At 44.3% G+C, this 15,736-nt stretch carries 20 protein-coding genes; 1 reads left to right on the top strand and 19 read right to left on the bottom strand.

Annotated features, from left to right (window positions below):
• A partial coding sequence (locus GXO74_03815; protein NOZ60787.1) for a methylmalonyl-CoA mutase occupies positions 1–635 on the bottom strand: 635 nt, incomplete at its 3' end.
• A 21-nt stretch (positions 636–656) separates the two neighbouring features.
• Positions 657–1,028, bottom strand: a complete 372-nt coding sequence (locus tag GXO74_03820; protein NOZ60788.1) for a hypothetical protein — start codon at positions 1,026–1,028, stop codon at positions 657–659.
• Between the two features lie 473 nt (positions 1,029–1,501).
• On the opposite strand from GXO74_03820, the gene GXO74_03825 reads away from it, so the two are divergent.
• The gene (locus GXO74_03825) at positions 1,502–1,951 is read left to right on the top strand and encodes a hypothetical protein (GenBank protein NOZ60789.1); all 450 of its coding nucleotides are present in this window, start codon (positions 1,502–1,504) and stop codon (positions 1,949–1,951) included.
• 93 nt (positions 1,952–2,044) lie between these two features.
• Here the strand turns inward: GXO74_03825 and GXO74_03830 are convergent, their stop codons facing one another.
• The 17 genes from GXO74_03830 to GXO74_03910 all read right to left on the bottom strand — a co-directional run bounded on the left by GXO74_03830 (position 2,045) and on the right by GXO74_03910 (position 15,702).
• Complete coding sequence (locus GXO74_03830; protein ID NOZ60790.1) at positions 2,045–2,506, bottom strand: ferritin family protein; 462 nt, start codon at positions 2,504–2,506, stop codon at positions 2,045–2,047.
• A gap of 100 nt (positions 2,507–2,606) precedes the next feature.
• Entirely contained in the window at positions 2,607–3,122 is a 516-nt protein-coding gene (locus GXO74_03835) for a ferritin family protein (GenBank protein ID NOZ60791.1), read from the bottom strand.
• 8 nt (positions 3,123–3,130) lie between these two features.
• The gene (locus tag GXO74_03840; protein NOZ60792.1) at positions 3,131–3,985 is read right to left on the bottom strand and encodes a 2-oxoacid:ferredoxin oxidoreductase subunit beta; all 855 of its coding nucleotides are present in this window, start codon (positions 3,983–3,985) and stop codon (positions 3,131–3,133) included.
• Positions 3,969–5,726, bottom strand: a complete 1,758-nt coding sequence (locus GXO74_03845; protein ID NOZ60793.1) for a 2-oxoacid:acceptor oxidoreductase subunit alpha — start codon at positions 5,724–5,726, stop codon at positions 3,969–3,971. Before GXO74_03845 ends, GXO74_03840 begins: the two co-directional genes overlap by 17 nt.
• Positions 5,727–5,930: 204 nt before the next feature.
• Entirely contained in the window at positions 5,931–6,932 is a 1,002-nt protein-coding gene (locus tag GXO74_03850) for an NAD(P)/FAD-dependent oxidoreductase (protein ID NOZ60794.1), read from the bottom strand.
• 60 nt (positions 6,933–6,992) lie between these two features.
• Positions 6,993–8,663 (bottom strand): FAD-dependent oxidoreductase, encoded by a 1,671-nt coding sequence (locus tag GXO74_03855; GenBank protein ID NOZ60795.1) that lies wholly within the window; start codon positions 8,661–8,663, stop codon positions 6,993–6,995.
• Positions 8,664–8,809: 146 nt separating this feature from the next.
• Complete coding sequence (locus GXO74_03860; GenBank protein NOZ60796.1) at positions 8,810–9,145, bottom strand: ferredoxin:thioredoxin reductase; 336 nt, start codon at positions 9,143–9,145, stop codon at positions 8,810–8,812.
• Positions 9,142–9,411 carry a glutaredoxin family protein gene (locus GXO74_03865; GenBank protein NOZ60797.1) on the bottom strand — a complete coding sequence of 90 codons (270 nt, stop codon included), beginning with the start codon at positions 9,409–9,411 and terminating at the stop codon, positions 9,142–9,144. Before GXO74_03865 ends, GXO74_03860 begins: the two co-directional genes overlap by 4 nt.
• Before the next feature lie 48 nt (positions 9,412–9,459).
• Positions 9,460–9,915 carry a thioredoxin-dependent thiol peroxidase gene (gene bcp, locus GXO74_03870; protein NOZ60798.1) on the bottom strand — a complete coding sequence of 152 codons (456 nt, stop codon included), beginning with the start codon at positions 9,913–9,915 and terminating at the stop codon, positions 9,460–9,462.
• A 130-nt stretch (positions 9,916–10,045) separates the two neighbouring features.
• Positions 10,046–10,207, bottom strand: coding sequence for a rubredoxin (locus GXO74_03875; GenBank protein NOZ60799.1), 162 nt, complete (start codon positions 10,205–10,207; stop codon positions 10,046–10,048).
• Positions 10,208–10,450: 243 nt separating this feature from the next.
• Positions 10,451–10,891 (bottom strand): CBS domain-containing protein, encoded by a 441-nt coding sequence (locus tag GXO74_03880; GenBank protein ID NOZ60800.1) that lies wholly within the window; start codon positions 10,889–10,891, stop codon positions 10,451–10,453.
• Positions 10,892–11,056: 165 nt separating this feature from the next.
• Positions 11,057–11,623, bottom strand: a complete 567-nt coding sequence (locus GXO74_03885) for a nitroreductase (protein NOZ60801.1) — start codon at positions 11,621–11,623, stop codon at positions 11,057–11,059.
• 12 nt (positions 11,624–11,635) lie between these two features.
• Complete coding sequence (locus tag GXO74_03890) at positions 11,636–11,830, bottom strand: DUF2892 domain-containing protein (protein NOZ60802.1); 195 nt, start codon at positions 11,828–11,830, stop codon at positions 11,636–11,638.
• Positions 11,831–12,143: 313 nt separating this feature from the next.
• Positions 12,144–12,518, bottom strand: a complete 375-nt coding sequence (locus GXO74_03895; GenBank protein NOZ60803.1) for a desulfoferrodoxin — start codon at positions 12,516–12,518, stop codon at positions 12,144–12,146.
• Positions 12,519–12,582: 64 nt separating this feature from the next.
• On the bottom strand, positions 12,583–12,762 hold the full coding sequence (locus GXO74_03900; GenBank protein ID NOZ60804.1) for a MarR family transcriptional regulator: 180 nt from the start codon (positions 12,760–12,762) through the stop codon (positions 12,583–12,585).
• Between the two features lie 514 nt (positions 12,763–13,276).
• Complete coding sequence (locus tag GXO74_03905; protein NOZ60805.1) at positions 13,277–13,462, bottom strand: ferredoxin; 186 nt, start codon at positions 13,460–13,462, stop codon at positions 13,277–13,279.
• Positions 13,463–13,614: 152 nt separating this feature from the next.
• The gene (locus GXO74_03910; GenBank protein ID NOZ60806.1) at positions 13,615–15,702 is read right to left on the bottom strand and encodes a thioredoxin domain-containing protein; all 2,088 of its coding nucleotides are present in this window, start codon (positions 15,700–15,702) and stop codon (positions 13,615–13,617) included.
• Positions 15,703–15,736: the final 34 nt, after the last annotated feature.

Consider the following 15,736-nt stretch of genomic DNA (forward strand, 5'->3'; position numbering starts at 1 on the left):
AAAATGTAGGTGCCGCGAGCGACATATTCTTTTAAAATATCGTTCTGAATCGTGCCGGTAATTTTTGTCGCGGGAACGCCCTGTTTTTCCGCGACAACAATGTACATGGCGAGCAAAACCGCTGCTGGCGCGTTGATGGTCATGGAAGTGGACACTTTATCCAGCGGAATTCCATCAAATAATATTTCCATGTCCTCGAGGCTGTCAATCGCCACACCGACTTTTCCCACCTCACCGTAACTCATGGGATGATCCGAATCGTAGCCGATTTGAGTTGCAAGATCAAATGCCACGGAAAGCCCGGTCTGACCCTGTTCCAGCAAAAATTTATATCTTTTGTTCGATTCTTCGGCTGTCCCGAAACCAGCGTACTGTCTCATGGTCCAGAATCTGCCGCGGTACATGGTCGGCTGCACTCCCCGAGTGAACGGATACTGTCCGGGAAAACCTAACTGTTCAGTGTATTCCATTTCCGCAACTTGTTCCGGCGTGTAAAGTCGCTCAACTTCGGCAGCGGAGCCGGTAACAAATTTTTCCCTCCGTTCAGGGAAACGATCCAGCGTTGGTTTCAGTGTTTTCTGTTCCCACTCGCTTTTTTGCTGCCTTATTTTTTTTATTTCATCTTCAGGGATCATCGACAACCTCGACAATTGTAATTAATTAAAATTCGCTTCTTTGACCAAAAAGTCATTTACCGCGTTCAGCAGTTGCTGATTGCTAAACGGCTTGCGGAACATCACGTCCGCCAGCGGAAATAAATCCGATTTCACATATTCAGGCACTTTCAAATCATACAACATGATGATCGGCAAATTCGTTTTCATTTTTTTCAACAAAAAAATCTTCTTCAAAACATCTTCATCAATGGCTTTCACATCAACTATCAACAAATCTATGGGATTCAAATCCAGTAGATTCGAATTTTTGTCAATTGAATTCAGTCCGGTGATCTGATACCGACCCTTAAATAACAACGAAATCGCCTGGTCCAGCGCCTGATCTTTCGACGCTAATGCTATTGTCTTCATTAAAATTGACACCATTCTTCGTAAAAGTAATAGTCAGCTAATTTTCTGTTTTTTGCTCATTGACTATCAATTATGATGCCAGTTTTTTGATTACATCTATCTCCTTTATTCTCATAATGTTACGAATTATTAGTCAATGTCTTGTTTCTCAAAAACAATAGAATTTAATAAATGGGGTCTCTCATTTTCGATAGGATATTTTTGCGCAAGAAATCACTGTCGTCCACAATTTTCGATACATTTATCAGCCGTTCATTGCTCGCAAAAAAAAATTTTTGCCATATTTTGCGTCATCTGATTTGATAATGGCTGAAAATTCTCTGAAGTATGGAAAATTCCACAAAGTACTTGCATATTTGCTAATTTTTTCTTATATTTTACTTTAATTTTATGCCGCTTATTGATTTTCCCCATATTGGATACTACTGCTGACATAAAATAAATTCATTGACATTAAACACTAAGGAGCTTCAATGAGTGATCAACTTATTGGCCAGGAGATAGAGGCCTATTGTGGCAAATGCAAGACCGACACGATCCATCTCATCACAACGGCCACAGATAAAAAAATTACCAAAGTGATGTGCAAAACCTGCATGAGTTATCATCAATTTCGCAAGCCCAAAGCAACAGCAAAAGCAAAAAGTTCAGATAACAAAAAAGCCGCTTCAAAAACGATAGCGAAAGTTAAAAAACCTCGCGCGCGCAGAGATAAATGGACGCGGATACTGAATAATGCAGAAGCTGAATCAGCTATTGAATACGCCATTGGAGATAGCTACGATGTGGAAACCGCCATTCATCATCAAAAATTCGGATTGGGCATTGTAAAAAATGTCATCGACAGTCGAAAAATCGAGGTTCTTTTTCACGACGGAGAGAAGATTCTGGCGCAAAATATGGCACTTCCCAACAAGGGATAATTTTTGCGTTTGTTCGCCCGAAAGAATAAAAAATTGTCATTAAAATTTGCCGCAAATAAAAAAGGTCAATTCAAACGATTGACCTTTTTTATTTTAGTTCTCCGTCATAAAATGTTGTTCATACTCGTCTTCCAACTTGACTTTATGACCTCGCTCTTCCGCAGCCAGCCTATCGAAAAGGTCTTCCAACTCAGTCCCGACAAATTGCTGCCTCAGCGACATGTAAAAATCGTACGCTTTCTGCTCCTCATTCATGGCAAAAACCATCACTTCCTGTACCGAGGCATTTTCGTGCAGATCCGACGTCTGCAGAAAATTATGAATGCCGCGATCCTCTTCCGGAAGTCCTCTGCCGAGCACATTCGTATCTTTTGTGGCAACGACTCGCTCTAACGCTTTGCGGTGTCCTTCTTCCTGCAGCGCTAATTCCACCAGCATTTGTTTCGCCGCGGGATTTTTCATTTTTTCGCTCAAATTTTGATAAAGACTGTATGCGCTAATTTCTGCATTAATAGCAACCTTCAGCACATCTTCAACTTTAAGAGTATTTGTCATGGATAATTACTCCTCATTTATTAGGTTGGAAACAATTGATTTGCCTGCCATTCAAAAAAAATTTTTCTCTGAAATTTTTTTCCACTCGATAAAGCAAAAATTAAAACTTACCATCCATTCGAAATTCAGGAATGCCAAACCAGAAACCGGTTCCCTGAATGGAATCTAATTCCGCCTGAATGATGTCGTAATGCGCATCTTCCCACTCAGCCAGTCTGATGAACAGCAACTTTGCATCTTCGTCATCAACGATCTCCGCCTGATCGCGGAAGAACTTTGACGCTTCCCGTTCCAAATCCAGCGCCGTGTTGAGGGCATCAACTTCTAGCAAACCAGATTCGCCGCGGGTGCGCTGCTGTTTTTCTCTGATTTTCGGGACTATTTTCTCCACCTCGCTCTTGGGAATTTCGACCTTGCCCAGCGCTTTTCCTTCCATTAGTTTGTACAACTGTTCATCAAGAATGCGGCGATGAATCATTTCATCCTGCGCCAATCGAATGAACATATTTTTGCCGGTTTCATCCTTGGTCAGCCGGGCAAATTTGAGAAATGTCTCCATGCCTTTATCTTCGATTTCGATGGCTGTTTTTAAAATTTTTACTGTTGATTCTGACATCAGACCTCCTACTTATTATTTTTAATGTTAGATTTTATTTCATCTATCTTTTCATGAAAAGTCGGTACTCTCTCCTGATAAAAAACGCCAACGTAAATCGGATCTTCGCTTGCTGCCAGTTCCAGCGCCTTTGCCCGATTTATGGGTTGATAATTTTCCGGTAAAGGTTTGATTATCTCATCCCAGGATTTGTAAGTTACTGTTTTATTAAATTTTACGCACGGAGAAAGATCGTGAACCACCGAGAAACCGGGATGCGCGATTGCCTGTTGAATAGTTTTCGACACAAGCGCCCGATCTTTGGAAAAAACCCGCGCCACGAAAGTCGCGCCGTAGGTGAGCACCAGCATTGTCGGATTCAATGGATGCGCAATATTCCCGTAAGGAGAAGTCGTGCTGATCATTCCCAGCGGCGACGTCGGAGAAACTTGCCCTTTGGTCAAACCGTAGATGTTATTGTCCAGAAGCACGTAAGTCATGTCGAAATTATTTCGCACCGCGTGCGGCAAATGTCCTCCGCCAATTCCCAACCCGTCGCCGTCGCCGCCAGCGACGACCACTGTCAAATTCGGATTGGCAATTTTGACGCCCGTTGCCACTGGCAAAGCTCGGCCGTGCAGCGAATGAATACCAAAGCCATTGATGAAAAACGGAAATCGACCAGAACAGCCAATGCCGGAAACGAGCACAAAATCTTTCGGTGCAATGTTCAATTTTTCCACAGATTCGTACACGCCATTCAGCGCAGAAAAATGGCCGCAGCCGGGGCACCAGGTCGGCAAATTGTCCCGCCATCTCTGCGAATTCAGCGATTTGGCAAATTTCAGTCCCTCGATGACCGAGCGCTTACTGAGTGAGTTCATCGTTCACCTCCATAATTTTCTGCGCAATTACTTTCGGACTCACCGGATTGACTGCCGGAAGGTGCATTTCAACGGGTTTAATTCCGTAGCGTGATTTCAGCAACGCGGCGTACTGCCCCTGAAAATTCATTTCCGGAATGATGATTCGCTGACAACTGTCAAAAAAATTGCGGAACGACTCTTCATGCTGTGGGTTAATCATGATTGATTTGATCAATTTGGATTTGACGCCTTTTTCTCTGGCAATTTCCATTCCTTCCAGAATCGCGCCGATAGTCGAGCCCCAACTGGCAATGCCGATCACCGCATCTTTGTCCCCAATGACGTCCGCCGGAGGAATGTCTTCAATCATGGAAGCAAATTTTCGATGTCGTTTCTCGGTCATTGTTTGGTGCACTTCTGACTCGTAATTGGGATTCCCCCGCAAATTATGCTCTAAACCTGTCACAGTGTAAAATGCGCCAGATTCGCCGGGCACAATCCACGGTGAGACGCCGTCTTCGGTGAGCTGGTAGCGAACGTAATCTTTCAAATCTTCGGCGGTTGGCTTCTTCCTCGTGCTTCGATTTCTGTCAATCTTTTCCTCAAGAATCGCTGTCTCGATCCGTTGCCCCAGAAAAAGATCGCTTAAAAAAATGACCGGCGTCTGATATTTTTCCGCCAGATCAAAAGCTAACTGGATACCGGAATAAGACTCCTCAGAATCAGCCGGGGCCATCACGACGCGCGGAGAGTCGCCAGCGCCGCCGTAAAAGGCAATATTCAAATCGCTCTGTTCTACTTTCGTGGGCAAACCTGTGGAGGGACCGCCGCGTTGGACATCGACAATCACTGCCGGAATTTCCGCCATTACTGCCAAATTAATCATTTCAGACATGAGCGCCAGTCCCGGGCCGGAAGTCGATGTCATCGCCCTTCTTCCGGCAAACCAGGAACCAACAACGGTAGAGATTGCCGCAATTTCATCTTCCACCTGAATCGTCCAACCGCCCAACGGGGGCAAGTCTTTGGCGCAGTATTCCATGATTTTCGTCGCCGGAGTAATAGGATAACCGGCGTAAATGTGCAAGCCGCAATTCATGGCTCCCTTTGCCACCGCTTCGTTCCCGCTGATTAATTTTTTGGGTTCTCCCGTTGCAGGCAAATCAAATTCTTCTCGCAGAGGATAATTTTCCTGACAATAATCATATCCCAGCCGAAACGCCTTCACATTGCTCTCGACGACGCGATCTCCTTTTCGCTGGAAAAGTTTTGTAATATGATTGACAAAAATTTCCGGCGGCAGAGAGTACAAATAGCACAGCGCGCCCATAGCAACAATATTTCTGCCGCGATTTGAACCCGACGCTTGATTTGCCAGCCTTTTCAACGGCACCGCGTAACCGCGGACGTCCGGAGATATGTGTGCGGCAAGAGTTTCCCCTTCTGCCACTTCGCCGGGCTCGCTCGACTCGTAAATCACCGCGCCGCCAGACTTGACCTCATCCAGTTCAGAAATTGATTCCTTTGCCGCCATGCCCACCAGCAAATCGACGCCGTCTCCCATGCTGTAAATTTTTTTGCCGGAAAAGCGCACCGTAGTCGTGGATTTTCCCAATCCGCGAATCTCCGCGCTGTAAATATCGTTCACCATGACAAATAAACCGATGCTGGCGACGGTACCGGCTAAAATTTTCCCGGAAGAAACAACCCCGTCGCCGGCAATGCCGCAGAAACGTATGGAAAGCTCTTTATGCCTCATGTACCTTTCTCTTTTTTTGATTCCGTATTTCCCGAAAACATTCTTTTAAAAATTGATTCTCGAAACTACAAACCCGAAACTCAAAACTATAATCAATATGGTAAATTGACAAATTATTATTTAAAGATATTTTGAATCCAAACTATCCGTGGTAATCTGTGGCTTTGCTCAATTTTCTTTATCACTTGCCTTATCCGACATCGACTATTCCCACCAACGCGCCTCAAAAGGCTTGCCCAAAACATGAAAAACGAGAGTCTCGTGAATTTGATAAGCCTCTTTTAAGCCGGTCATATTTTTCCCGGCGACCTCTCCCTGTTCTATCGCATTTGGATAGCCGAAATTAATCCAATAATTTTTTATTTTTGGGTGATAAATTTCTGTGCAATCACCGGCGGCGTAAACATCCCCCACCGATGTCCGCAAATGTTCATCGACCAAAATACCGATTTTGCGGTCAATTTTTGTGTGCTGCAAAAATTTAATATTCGGACGATAATCATCCCAGGCAAAAACAAGATCAGCGATCATTTTTTCCCCGTTGAGAGTCTCAACGACAAATCTCCCGTCCTCTTTCTCAATGGAAACAGGTCTGTCGTTGGTAATGATCTTCACGCCTTTTTCTGTCAAAAACTGATGGATGTCAACGTCGGAATTCGCCTGCAATAGTGGGAAAAATGCCCGAGGCTTCTTGGTAATGTAAATGACTTCTTTTTTCAAATTGTTCAAACCCGCCATCAGATCCAGAGTACTGATCCCCTGACCAAATACCACACAAGTGTGCACAGAGGGTAATTTCTCTTTGATGAGCAAAATATCTTCCAGCGAATAGTAGAGCTGAAGATTTTTGGCAAAAGGCGTCAACGCCGGCCCAATGCGAGGCTTGCCGCCCGTTGCAATGAGCAGTTTGTCATAACTCACTGTCTCGTTATGAAAGAGTTTTACTTTTTTATCTTCAAAATTAATAGATTTCGCCAATTGGCCTTTTCGAAAATTGATCTTTAGCTTCTTGATATCTTCACACGAAAACGAAAACAAATTCTCTTTCTCGATTGTTCCGCAAAAGAACTCTGTGAGCAAATAACGTTTATAGGGCAAAAATTGCTCTTTGCCGATGAGGACGATTTCCCCGTCGCTGTCGTATTTGCGTATCGTCTCAGCAGCAGTCACGCCGGCAACGCCGGCGCCAATGATCACATATTTCATTTCAGCCCTCCAATTGGGCGGCGTAAAACCGCCGGAAGATGAATTTTGTAGACAAAACAGCTATTCCCTTTCCTCTATTTCCAGTGAATATTTTGAGATAGTAATACAATTCACCGGGCAAGCGCGATAACAATTACCGCAGCGAATACATTTGTTGTTATCGATGACGATGGCTTGGACTTCGCTCCATTTTTTGGTCTCTTCGTAAATCAAATTGCCATCGTCAGCAATTTCGATGTTCGTTGCCATTTTGATGCAATCCACCGGCATGACGTCGATACACGCCAGGCAGTAAATGCAGCGAGAAATGTCGATTTGAAAATTATAATGGCACAGGTAGCAGCGCCGCGATTCCACCAGGGCTTTTTCCTGCGAAAAGCCGAGTTCCACCTCTTTGGTCTTGTCGCGCCGTTCCCGTAGCGGCAATTCATCCATTGGCTGACGCGGAATAAAATCGAACTCGCGTTTGCGACCCGTGCCAGCCGCCGGTTCGATTTTAACATACTCCTCAAATTTTTTCCCAGAAAGAACAGTGTGCACCTCGCGCGCCATTTTTCTGCCATCTGCCGCTGCTTCGATCACCGTGGAAGCGCCATTGCGAAAATCGCCGGCAAAAAATAAATTCGGGATTTTTTCCTTCTCTTCCGGATCGACCACATCAGTTTCTCCCTTTTGACCGATGGCAAAAACAATCGTATCCGCTTCAATTTCAAAATCCGAATCAGGAATGGTTTTTATTGACCTGCTTTGCAAAAGCTCATTGCGCAGCAGCCGCAATCCTGTCACTTTCCCATTTTTTTCCAAGACGACATTCGGCGTTACCAAAAAAGCGAATTCAACCCCTTCGGCCTCCATCGCCTCAATCTCATGGGGACCGGCGGACATCATTTCTCTCGTGTACAGGAAAACAATTGTGATTTTTTCTGCGCCCAATCGATAAGCCAGCCGCGCACAGTCTACGGCAGTAAATCCGCCGCCAATGACAATGACATTTCGAATGGGATAATCTATTTTTTCCTGATTGCCTGCCATCATAAATTCGAGTCCGTAAAAACTGCCTTTTGCCCCGATGCCCGGCAAATCAAGCGTCTTCGGCGCCATGCATCCGCCAGCCACAACTACGGCATCGAATTCGTCAGCTAATTGCTTCAATTTTTCATTTCCGGCGACACGAATATTTGTTTTCAACTCAACGCCAAAATCGAGAATCGATTGCACATCCTGCTGGACAATGTCGCGTGGCAGACGGAATTCGGGCAAACCGTAGCGCAACATGCCGCCGGGCTCATCGAATTGCTCGAAAATCGTGACTGCGTATCCCAATTGGGCAAGATCATTGGCAGCAGTGAGACCCGAGGGACCAGAGCCGATAATGGCAACAGTTTTTCCGTTAGGGACAATCTCAATTTCCACCGGTTTCATGCCGTAGTCTGCGGCCGATCTTTTCAAAAAACAGATGGACACCGGATCGCCGTTTCCGTCCCAGCCGTGGCGACAAGCGCTTTCGCAAGGGTGGTGACAAACGCGGCCTAAAATTGAAGGCAGAACATTATCGCGACGATTTACCAGATATGCTTTTTCGTAGTCCCCGTCCATAATTGCCTGAATGTAGCCAGGGATGTCCGTGCGAATGGGACAGGCGTTTTTACAAGGGATATTCACATCAATCCATTTTCGATCGATGATATCGGTGGAAATAATAGGTTGCTCCGGTAGGATTTGCTCTGCCATGCGAAACTCCCGCAGTTACAATATTTGAAATTATTAATCTTCGGTAGATTTGATTAATTAAGCGACATTTCTGAACAAAAACAGGTATTCTATTTCGATTTAATGCAAAATTTGACAAATAAACTTTATGTTCTTAAAATTTATTATTACAGATCGAGGATTTTCTCCACAGGCCTCCGTTCGGGGATCTGACGATGCGGTACTTTCCCGTCAATCCAATCCTGCGACACGTAAAGCCAGCAGTAACAGGCGCCAAATTCTTCGATGTCAGCCTTCGCGTATTCGCAGGGACAAATAATGTCGCGGTCTTTCTCTAATTCCCCCATTGCAGGCCGGCAAGGACAAGTTCGGTAGCCATAGCGCTCGCCATTTTTCAATAGCCCTTCCAACAGAGGCTTTACAATTTCCCAATCGGGATTTAAAATCAGACCTTTTTTCGGGGCAAATTTTTTCAGCGTCTCGTAATATTTTTCCACCGTCATAGATTCAGCGCCTCCTTCGCTCCATCGTAATCCTCGCCGATGACTGCTACATTTCCCACCAGCAGCGTCGGGAATGCAAGTGTGGGATTACTCGCCAGTAGGAAACGAAAATGTTTTTTCTTTTCCTCCAACGGCAGCAAATCCACATCAATAATTTTGGCATTGACGCCATTGTCTTGCAAAAATTTTTTCATTCGATTGCACCGCGGACAGGTGCTCAATGCAAACAACAGCGGAATGCGATTCGTTACTTCATATTCGTACATAAGTTGCCTTTCAACATCATCAATTACAATTTACAACCGCAAGCAGGGCTACAAAACTTCGAGTACTTCCTCGCCGTGAATGGCTGTTTTCACTTTTTTGAAAACTTTCTTTATTGTGCCATCTTTCCCGATTATGAAAGTCGAACGAATAATACCTTCGTAAACGCGGCCATAGTTCTTTTTTTCGCCCCAGGCGCCGTACGCAGCAGCGACTTTATGTTCCGGATCAGACAATAGCGTGAAGTTCAAATTATGTTTGGCAATAAAATTCTGGTGTGATTTCACACTGTCGGGACTGACGCCGATAACGATCGCATCTTTTGCTTCGATCTGAGGGAGATTGTCCCGAAACGAACACGCTTCCTTGGTACAACCAGAGGTGTTGTCTTTGGGATAAAAATATAGCACAATGTCTTTTTTTCCTAAAAAATCCGAAAGCGACACTTCCTTTCCCTCGTCTGACATCAGGGTAAAATCAGGCGCTTTTGCTCCTACTTCTAACATGGGAATTTCCTCGATTATTTGTAAAAAAAAATCCAAAGAGTAACTCACGAATGCTGGCGCGTGGCTGATACGGCGAAACAACAGCCACGCGCCGCTATTCGGTCAATTCACGATTTCTAAAACAAAAAGATTAATCTTCAAGCTCGAAATCTTCTTTGCCGGCGCCACACAATGGGCACACCCAGTCTTCGGGAATGTTTTTAAAACTGGTTCCTGGCTCCACTCCGTTATCAGGATCGCCAGCTTCGGGGTCATATACATAACCGCACACTGTGCAAACGTACTTTTCCATGTGTTTCTCCTTAAATTAAAAAAATAACGATGAGTTGATTATTGTCCTTTTTCCAGCTCGCAATAGCTGCGAATGCGAATGACCAGTCAAAACAAAACTTGAAACGCTAATTTCTTATTTTTAAAAGCCAAACGCCTAAATTTAAATTGACGTCGGAGCTAAGTCGTAAGACTTTTATTACTTCAATTATTGACACAAAAAGTTTCAACGGGTCATTCATATTTCAGATTTTTCCGGAAAATCTCAACCAGGATATTTGCCGCTGACGTAATCTTTCAAATAATGATTTTCCACATGCAGATCTTTCAATTGCGCTTTCACCAGATCGCCGATGGAAACAATACCGGCAATTTTACCGGAATCAAAAATCGGCAGATGACGAACGCGATTTTTGGTCATAATCTTTTCCACGCGTTCGAGGTCGTCATCCGGCGACGCGACAATAACCTCTTTTGTCATAATATCCTTGACTTTGTTCTTCTTGATGCCGTCGACCACGCGCAGCGTTTCCATCAACAGATCGCGGGCGCCGACGATTCCCACCGTATTGTTTTCGTTGTCCACGACGAGGAGAGAGCCGACTTTGTGTTTGGCGAAAGCTTCAATAGCCTCGTAAACAGTCTTGTTCTGATTGATAGTGATGACAAAAGAACCTTTGTCAGAAAGAATGTCTTTGACTTTCATAGCAAAACTCCTATTTTTGTAATGTCTGCCAGCGCCCTGCTTGAATAAACTATTCCAAAAATTAAGGGTCGAGACAAAACAAACGAGCTAAAAAACGCTATGCGTGTCCCGCATAAAATAGCGCCAATGTTTTGCCCAAAAAAATCTGAAGCGCCAATCAGTTTATCATTTGAATGGAATTATTTTTTCATTCAAATAAAAATTTTCTCGCAGCGCATTCCGCACGCGCGGCGCCAGTGACCGCTGTTGCAATTTTTCGTCCAATTCCGCCAAATCGCCTTCTTCGCCCACGGCAATCATAATGACAACTTCTAAATCATCGGACAAATGAAACTCTTGTTTAATAATCTCGGGATCGAAACCAGCCATTGGCCTGGCGACCAGGTTCAGCTCTGTGGCTTGCAGCAGGATATTTTGCGTCGCCATTCCCAGATCGAATAAATAATATTCGCGTCCGTCAGGAAGCTGGCAATCCAGATCCGGCTTTGTAAATCCCACAATCAACAATGGCGCCTTCAGCGCCCAGCTATTTCCGCCAGCTAGTGCCTGACGACCTTTTTTTAGAGCTTCTTTTTCCGTCAGAAACAAAAAACGCCACGGCTGTTTGTTGAAACAGGAGGCAGACAATTGCGCTGCCTCCATTAACGTTTCAATAATTTCTTCGGAAAGCGGCTTTGTTGAAATCGCCCGCGTCGCTTTGCGCGCTTGTAAAAGCTCGATTAAAGATTTCAACTTTTGCGCTCCTTATTTTTTTTGTTCCACTTTGCACGTGGAAATCCCAAATATGGAATAAAGCGGGCAATTGCCGACAAGTCCGGTGACCAGCGGGATTAATCCGATCAATCCCCACCAGCTTTGTGCTACGATTCCAACGATTAAAATGACAAGTCCCAGAATAATACGCAAAGTTTTATCCAGTGAGCCAATATTCTTTTTCATGGTTTCCTCCAAAAAGTTGATTTTTCAGCGCTGCCATTTAAACAGCTACCGATTTCGAATTAGTGATTACTCATGCTAATTTCCTCTGCTGCAACTTTCCCAGCAGAAATTCACTTGATTAAAAAAAGCTTTCTGATTTCCCTGCACCGTCGATACGATATTTGATTTGTGTTTCGCTGTTAAACGGGTTCGGGTAATTCGGATACACCTCAAAAGAACGATAGGCATCGCCTGCGCATATCCATTTAAAAAAATATCGAATCTGTGCATTTCGAGCAAAAGATGCTGGTCGCGCCTCCAAAATGCTTCAAATTTATTCGGATTTCCACAATCCGTGGACATTGCAGAATTCGCGCGCAGACAATTTTTCTGCTTCCACCTCAAATTTGGCTTCCGCGGGTCCGCCCGGATTCAAAAACTTGCGATAGACGCGGCCGTCAGCCAGCAGCTCGATGAATTCGATGTAATGTTTTTCTTCCATGGGATGGGGAACGCTGCCCACTTTGACAGTGACTTCGTTGCCGGATTTTTCGATCACGGGTACGTGTTTTTCTGTCGCTGAATCCGCAGTTTGCTCGTCCAGCAATGTCATCGGCTGGCCGCAGCAGACCAATTGGCCGCCGCCAACATGAATGAGTTCCACAATGTTGCCACAAATTTCGCATTTATAAATTTGCAACTTTTCCATTTTGATCTCCTCAAATGTGGTTAGTCAGATTATTTATTAGAGCTAACTATTTCAATTAAAAAATTTATGCCGGTGAATAAAAACAGCGTTTTGGGGAAATAATTTTCCCCTCTTTTTTCAACTGTTTGATTGCTTTGGAAATCGAATTTTTGTCCAGTCCGGTAATTTCTGCCACATCTCCGGGGCGAACTGGTTTTCCTGCTGTTTCCATCGCTTTCAGTACTTTTTCTTCAACATCTCCCATTGCAAATCCTCCTTGATCAAATTTCATTTCTATTTAATTGCCAATCAATTTATTCCATCCCATTCTAATAATGTATGGAAACAAAATGATGAATGAAGAAAAGAAACCCCAACTAATTTCCAGTTGGCAATTTTTTTGTAAAGCACATAGAAACCGCCGACCTCCATTTTAGCGAACAAAACTCCGCCAACGAAGACTGCTTCGCTGACTTTCCCGGTTGTTTTACGAAAGAATAAACACTCCGCCACGATTACGGTGATGAGAGAAATGATTACAATGGCAAGATTCGCCACCCAAAGAAGAAAACTGGTCCAACGATCGCCGGCGTTAGCGCATAACCGATCTTTCGCGTTACCGCCTGTTTTTGGAAATGAAAGCTAAACATGAATTATTGCCTGTTTTACCACATTGCACAATATAATTTTCATTTAACCCAGGGTCTCTATTTCGACATTCAAAAAAAGAAAATGTTCGGCAGCACTAAACCGCCGAACATTTTACATTCTTCTGAAAATTATTCAGCAGTGATTGCTTCACCAGGACAACTGTCAACCGCTTCCTGAGTGCATTCTTCCGCATCGGCAGGAACAACATCCACCTTAACCACTGCCACGTCGTCTTGCATTTCGAAAACATCAGGGCAGATATCAACGCACAACTCGCATCCAGTGCAGAGATCGGGATCAACAGAAGCTTTCATAACTCATTCTCCTCATTTTAGATTTGAAATTATTGAATTTTAAAAGTGATTCTAATAAATAGTAATTGTATTTTAGAAATTGGTAATTTCGTACTCACACGCCATAGTTGAACTTGAAAATTTAATGGCAATTGATTCGAACTAAAAAGCATTCACGGTTTTGTCGTCGCGCGGTAATTGTGAAAAAAATCATCAATATCGGCAATACTGGTCAATGGCGCGTGACAGGTAAAATTTTCGCAAATAAACATCTGCACATCGTCTTTGAATTTTCCAACAAAAAGAGGCCAGTTGGCTGCTTCGGGATGACTCCGTTGCAGCTTTGGATCCGCCCATCCGATAATCTTATTGGGAAAATAATGTTCGTGAATTTTGGCTAAAAATTGGTCGAATAATGGATTATCCCTGTTGCCGGAGAGTACAATTTCTTTCGCTTTTGCCCAAATTGTTTCCAGCGAACTCAACAATACAGGAAATCCGATCGGCGAGCGCTTCACCCGCGCTCCCACAGCAAAAATTGCCTGGTACGCCCGATCTTTGTATTCTTTTTTCCCGGTAAATTGGTATAATGCGAATAAATTTCTAATCGCCATCGAGTTTCCCGACGGAATCACGTTATCAAATTCATTTCTCGTTCGCATCAATATATTCTTTTGATCGACTGACGTGAAGAAAAAACCCTGCGCTTGACGATCCCAAAATTTGTCCAGAGCCAAATCATTGATTTCAACGGCCAAAATTAAATATCGGGCGTCAAAAACGGTCATGTAAATTTCCAGCAACGCCGCAGTGAGCAGCGCATAGTCCGAAAGATAACCCGGACGCTGGCGCTTGCCTTTGCCATAAATGCGGTACAATTTACCGTCAATATACATTTTATTTAGTAAAAAATCAACAGCTTTTTTCGCGGCGGACAGATAGCGATCTTGTCCCAATGTCTGATATGCCCGACAAAGCGCGATGATCATCAAACTATTCCAGGCAGTGATTATTTTATTGTCTATCGAAGGCGCGCTTCTTTTTTGCCGAACCCGAAGGAGCTTTTTTTGAGCTTTTTTTATCTTCTCCGCAAATGCATTTTGTGATATTCCCAGTTTTTTCGCCGCGGCGCTTTCGTTAAGCGTCAAATGCAGAACTGTTTTTCCTTCCCAATTTCCCTCTTCACGCACGCCGTAAAACAGGCAAAACGCGTCAGCGGCGTCTTTGTCCAGCAGCGAATAAATTTCCTCTTTTGTCCAGACATAAAATTTGCCTTCTTTGCCGTCGCTGTCCGCGTCTAATGACGAAAAAAAACCGCCCTCCGGCGAAGTCATCTCCCGAAGCACAAAATCGAGCGTTCGGCTGACAATTTCCGCATAAAATTTATTTCCGGTAATCTGATACGCTTCCAGGTACGCGACCGGCAATAAGGCATTATCGTAAAGCATTTTCTCAAAATGGGGAATCAGCCATTTTTCATCGGTGGCATAACGGTGAAAACCGCCGCCAAGTTGGTCAAAAATGCCGCCGCGCGCCATGGCTTGCAGCGATTTTTCCGCGATGTGGAGCGCCTTTTCATCGTCCGTGTAAAAATGATAGCGCAGCAGAAAAGACAAATCCATAGGTCGCGGAAATTTCGGGGCGCGACCCAATCCGCCATTTTTCTCATCGAACATATTGGCAAGCAAAAGCGCGGCTTTCTTCCACAGATCAAGTCCGAGAGCAAATTTCTCTGCTGGAACAGAGTTGGTTTGACGAATGGAATGGGAGAGATTTTCAGCGCCCGCGAGAATTTCTTTGCGCTGCTGTTGCCACAAATCCGCAATGCGCAGCAAAATATTTTTGAAGCCAATTCTCCCCCATTTATCATCAGGCGGGAAATAGGTTCCGCCAAAAAATGGTTTCAACTCAGGCGTGAGCCAGACCGAAAGAGGCCAGCCGCCGCTGCCGGAAAGCAAAGTCACAGCGCTCATGTAAATCTCGTCCAGATCGGGCCGTTCCTCGCGATCTACTTTGATCGAAATGAAAAATTTATTCAAAACTTCCGCGATCGGCAAATTTTCAAATGATTCTTCTTCCATCACATGACACCAGTGACAGGCGGCGTATCCGATGGACAAAAAAATCGGCTTGTCTTCCTGCTTCGCTCTCTGCAGAGCCTCTTTTCCCCAGGAATACCAATTCACCGGATTGTGCGCATGTTGCAGCAGATATGGACTTGTCTCGTGAATCAGTCTATTTGTATATTTGAAACCGTTCATCAATTTAAACCAAAACGCCCCATTTTAGCATAGA

This window comes from Calditrichota bacterium, from assembly GCA_013152715.1.
Classification (GTDB): Bacteria; Zhuqueibacterota; Zhuqueibacteria; order Thermofontimicrobiales; family Thermofontimicrobiaceae; genus 4484-87.

Excerpts from the sequence above, each read along its gene's own strand:
- GXO74_03820 (NOZ60788.1), bottom strand. The coding sequence starts at position 1,028 with ATGAAGACAATAGCATTAGCGTCGAAAGATCAGGCGCTGGACCAGGCG.
- GXO74_03825 (NOZ60789.1), top strand. The coding sequence starts at position 1,502 with ATGAGTGATCAACTTATTGGCCAGGAGATAGAGGCCTATTGTGGCAAA.
- GXO74_03830 (NOZ60790.1), bottom strand. The coding sequence starts at position 2,506 with ATGACAAATACTCTTAAAGTTGAAGATGTGCTGAAGGTTGCTATTAAT.
- GXO74_03835 (NOZ60791.1), bottom strand. The coding sequence starts at position 3,122 with ATGTCAGAATCAACAGTAAAAATTTTAAAAACAGCCATCGAAATCGAA.
- GXO74_03840 (NOZ60792.1), bottom strand. The coding sequence starts at position 3,985 with ATGAACTCACTCAGTAAGCGCTCGGTCATCGAGGGACTGAAATTTGCC.
- GXO74_03845 (NOZ60793.1), bottom strand. The coding sequence starts at position 5,726 with ATGAGGCATAAAGAGCTTTCCATACGTTTCTGCGGCATTGCCGGCGAC.
- GXO74_03850 (NOZ60794.1), bottom strand. The coding sequence starts at position 6,932 with ATGAAATATGTGATCATTGGCGCCGGCGTTGCCGGCGTGACTGCTGCT.
- GXO74_03855 (NOZ60795.1), bottom strand. The coding sequence starts at position 8,663 with ATGGCAGAGCAAATCCTACCGGAGCAACCTATTATTTCCACCGATATC.
- GXO74_03860 (NOZ60796.1), bottom strand. The coding sequence starts at position 9,145 with ATGACGGTGGAAAAATATTACGAGACGCTGAAAAAATTTGCCCCGAAA.
- GXO74_03865 (NOZ60797.1), bottom strand. The coding sequence starts at position 9,411 with ATGTACGAATATGAAGTAACGAATCGCATTCCGCTGTTGTTTGCATTG.
- bcp (NOZ60798.1), bottom strand. The coding sequence starts at position 9,915 with ATGTTAGAAGTAGGAGCAAAAGCGCCTGATTTTACCCTGATGTCAGAC.
- GXO74_03875 (NOZ60799.1), bottom strand. The coding sequence starts at position 10,207 with ATGGAAAAGTACGTTTGCACAGTGTGCGGTTATGTATATGACCCCGAA.
- GXO74_03880 (NOZ60800.1), bottom strand. The coding sequence starts at position 10,891 with ATGAAAGTCAAAGACATTCTTTCTGACAAAGGTTCTTTTGTCATCACT.
- GXO74_03890 (NOZ60802.1), bottom strand. The coding sequence starts at position 11,830 with ATGAAAAAGAATATTGGCTCACTGGATAAAACTTTGCGTATTATTCTG.
- GXO74_03895 (NOZ60803.1), bottom strand. The coding sequence starts at position 12,518 with ATGGAAAAGTTGCAAATTTATAAATGCGAAATTTGTGGCAACATTGTG.
- GXO74_03900 (NOZ60804.1), bottom strand. The coding sequence starts at position 12,762 with ATGGGAGATGTTGAAGAAAAAGTACTGAAAGCGATGGAAACAGCAGGA.
- GXO74_03905 (NOZ60805.1), bottom strand. The coding sequence starts at position 13,462 with ATGAAAGCTTCTGTTGATCCCGATCTCTGCACTGGATGCGAGTTGTGC.
- GXO74_03910 (NOZ60806.1), bottom strand. The coding sequence starts at position 15,702 with ATGAACGGTTTCAAATATACAAATAGACTGATTCACGAGACAAGTCCA.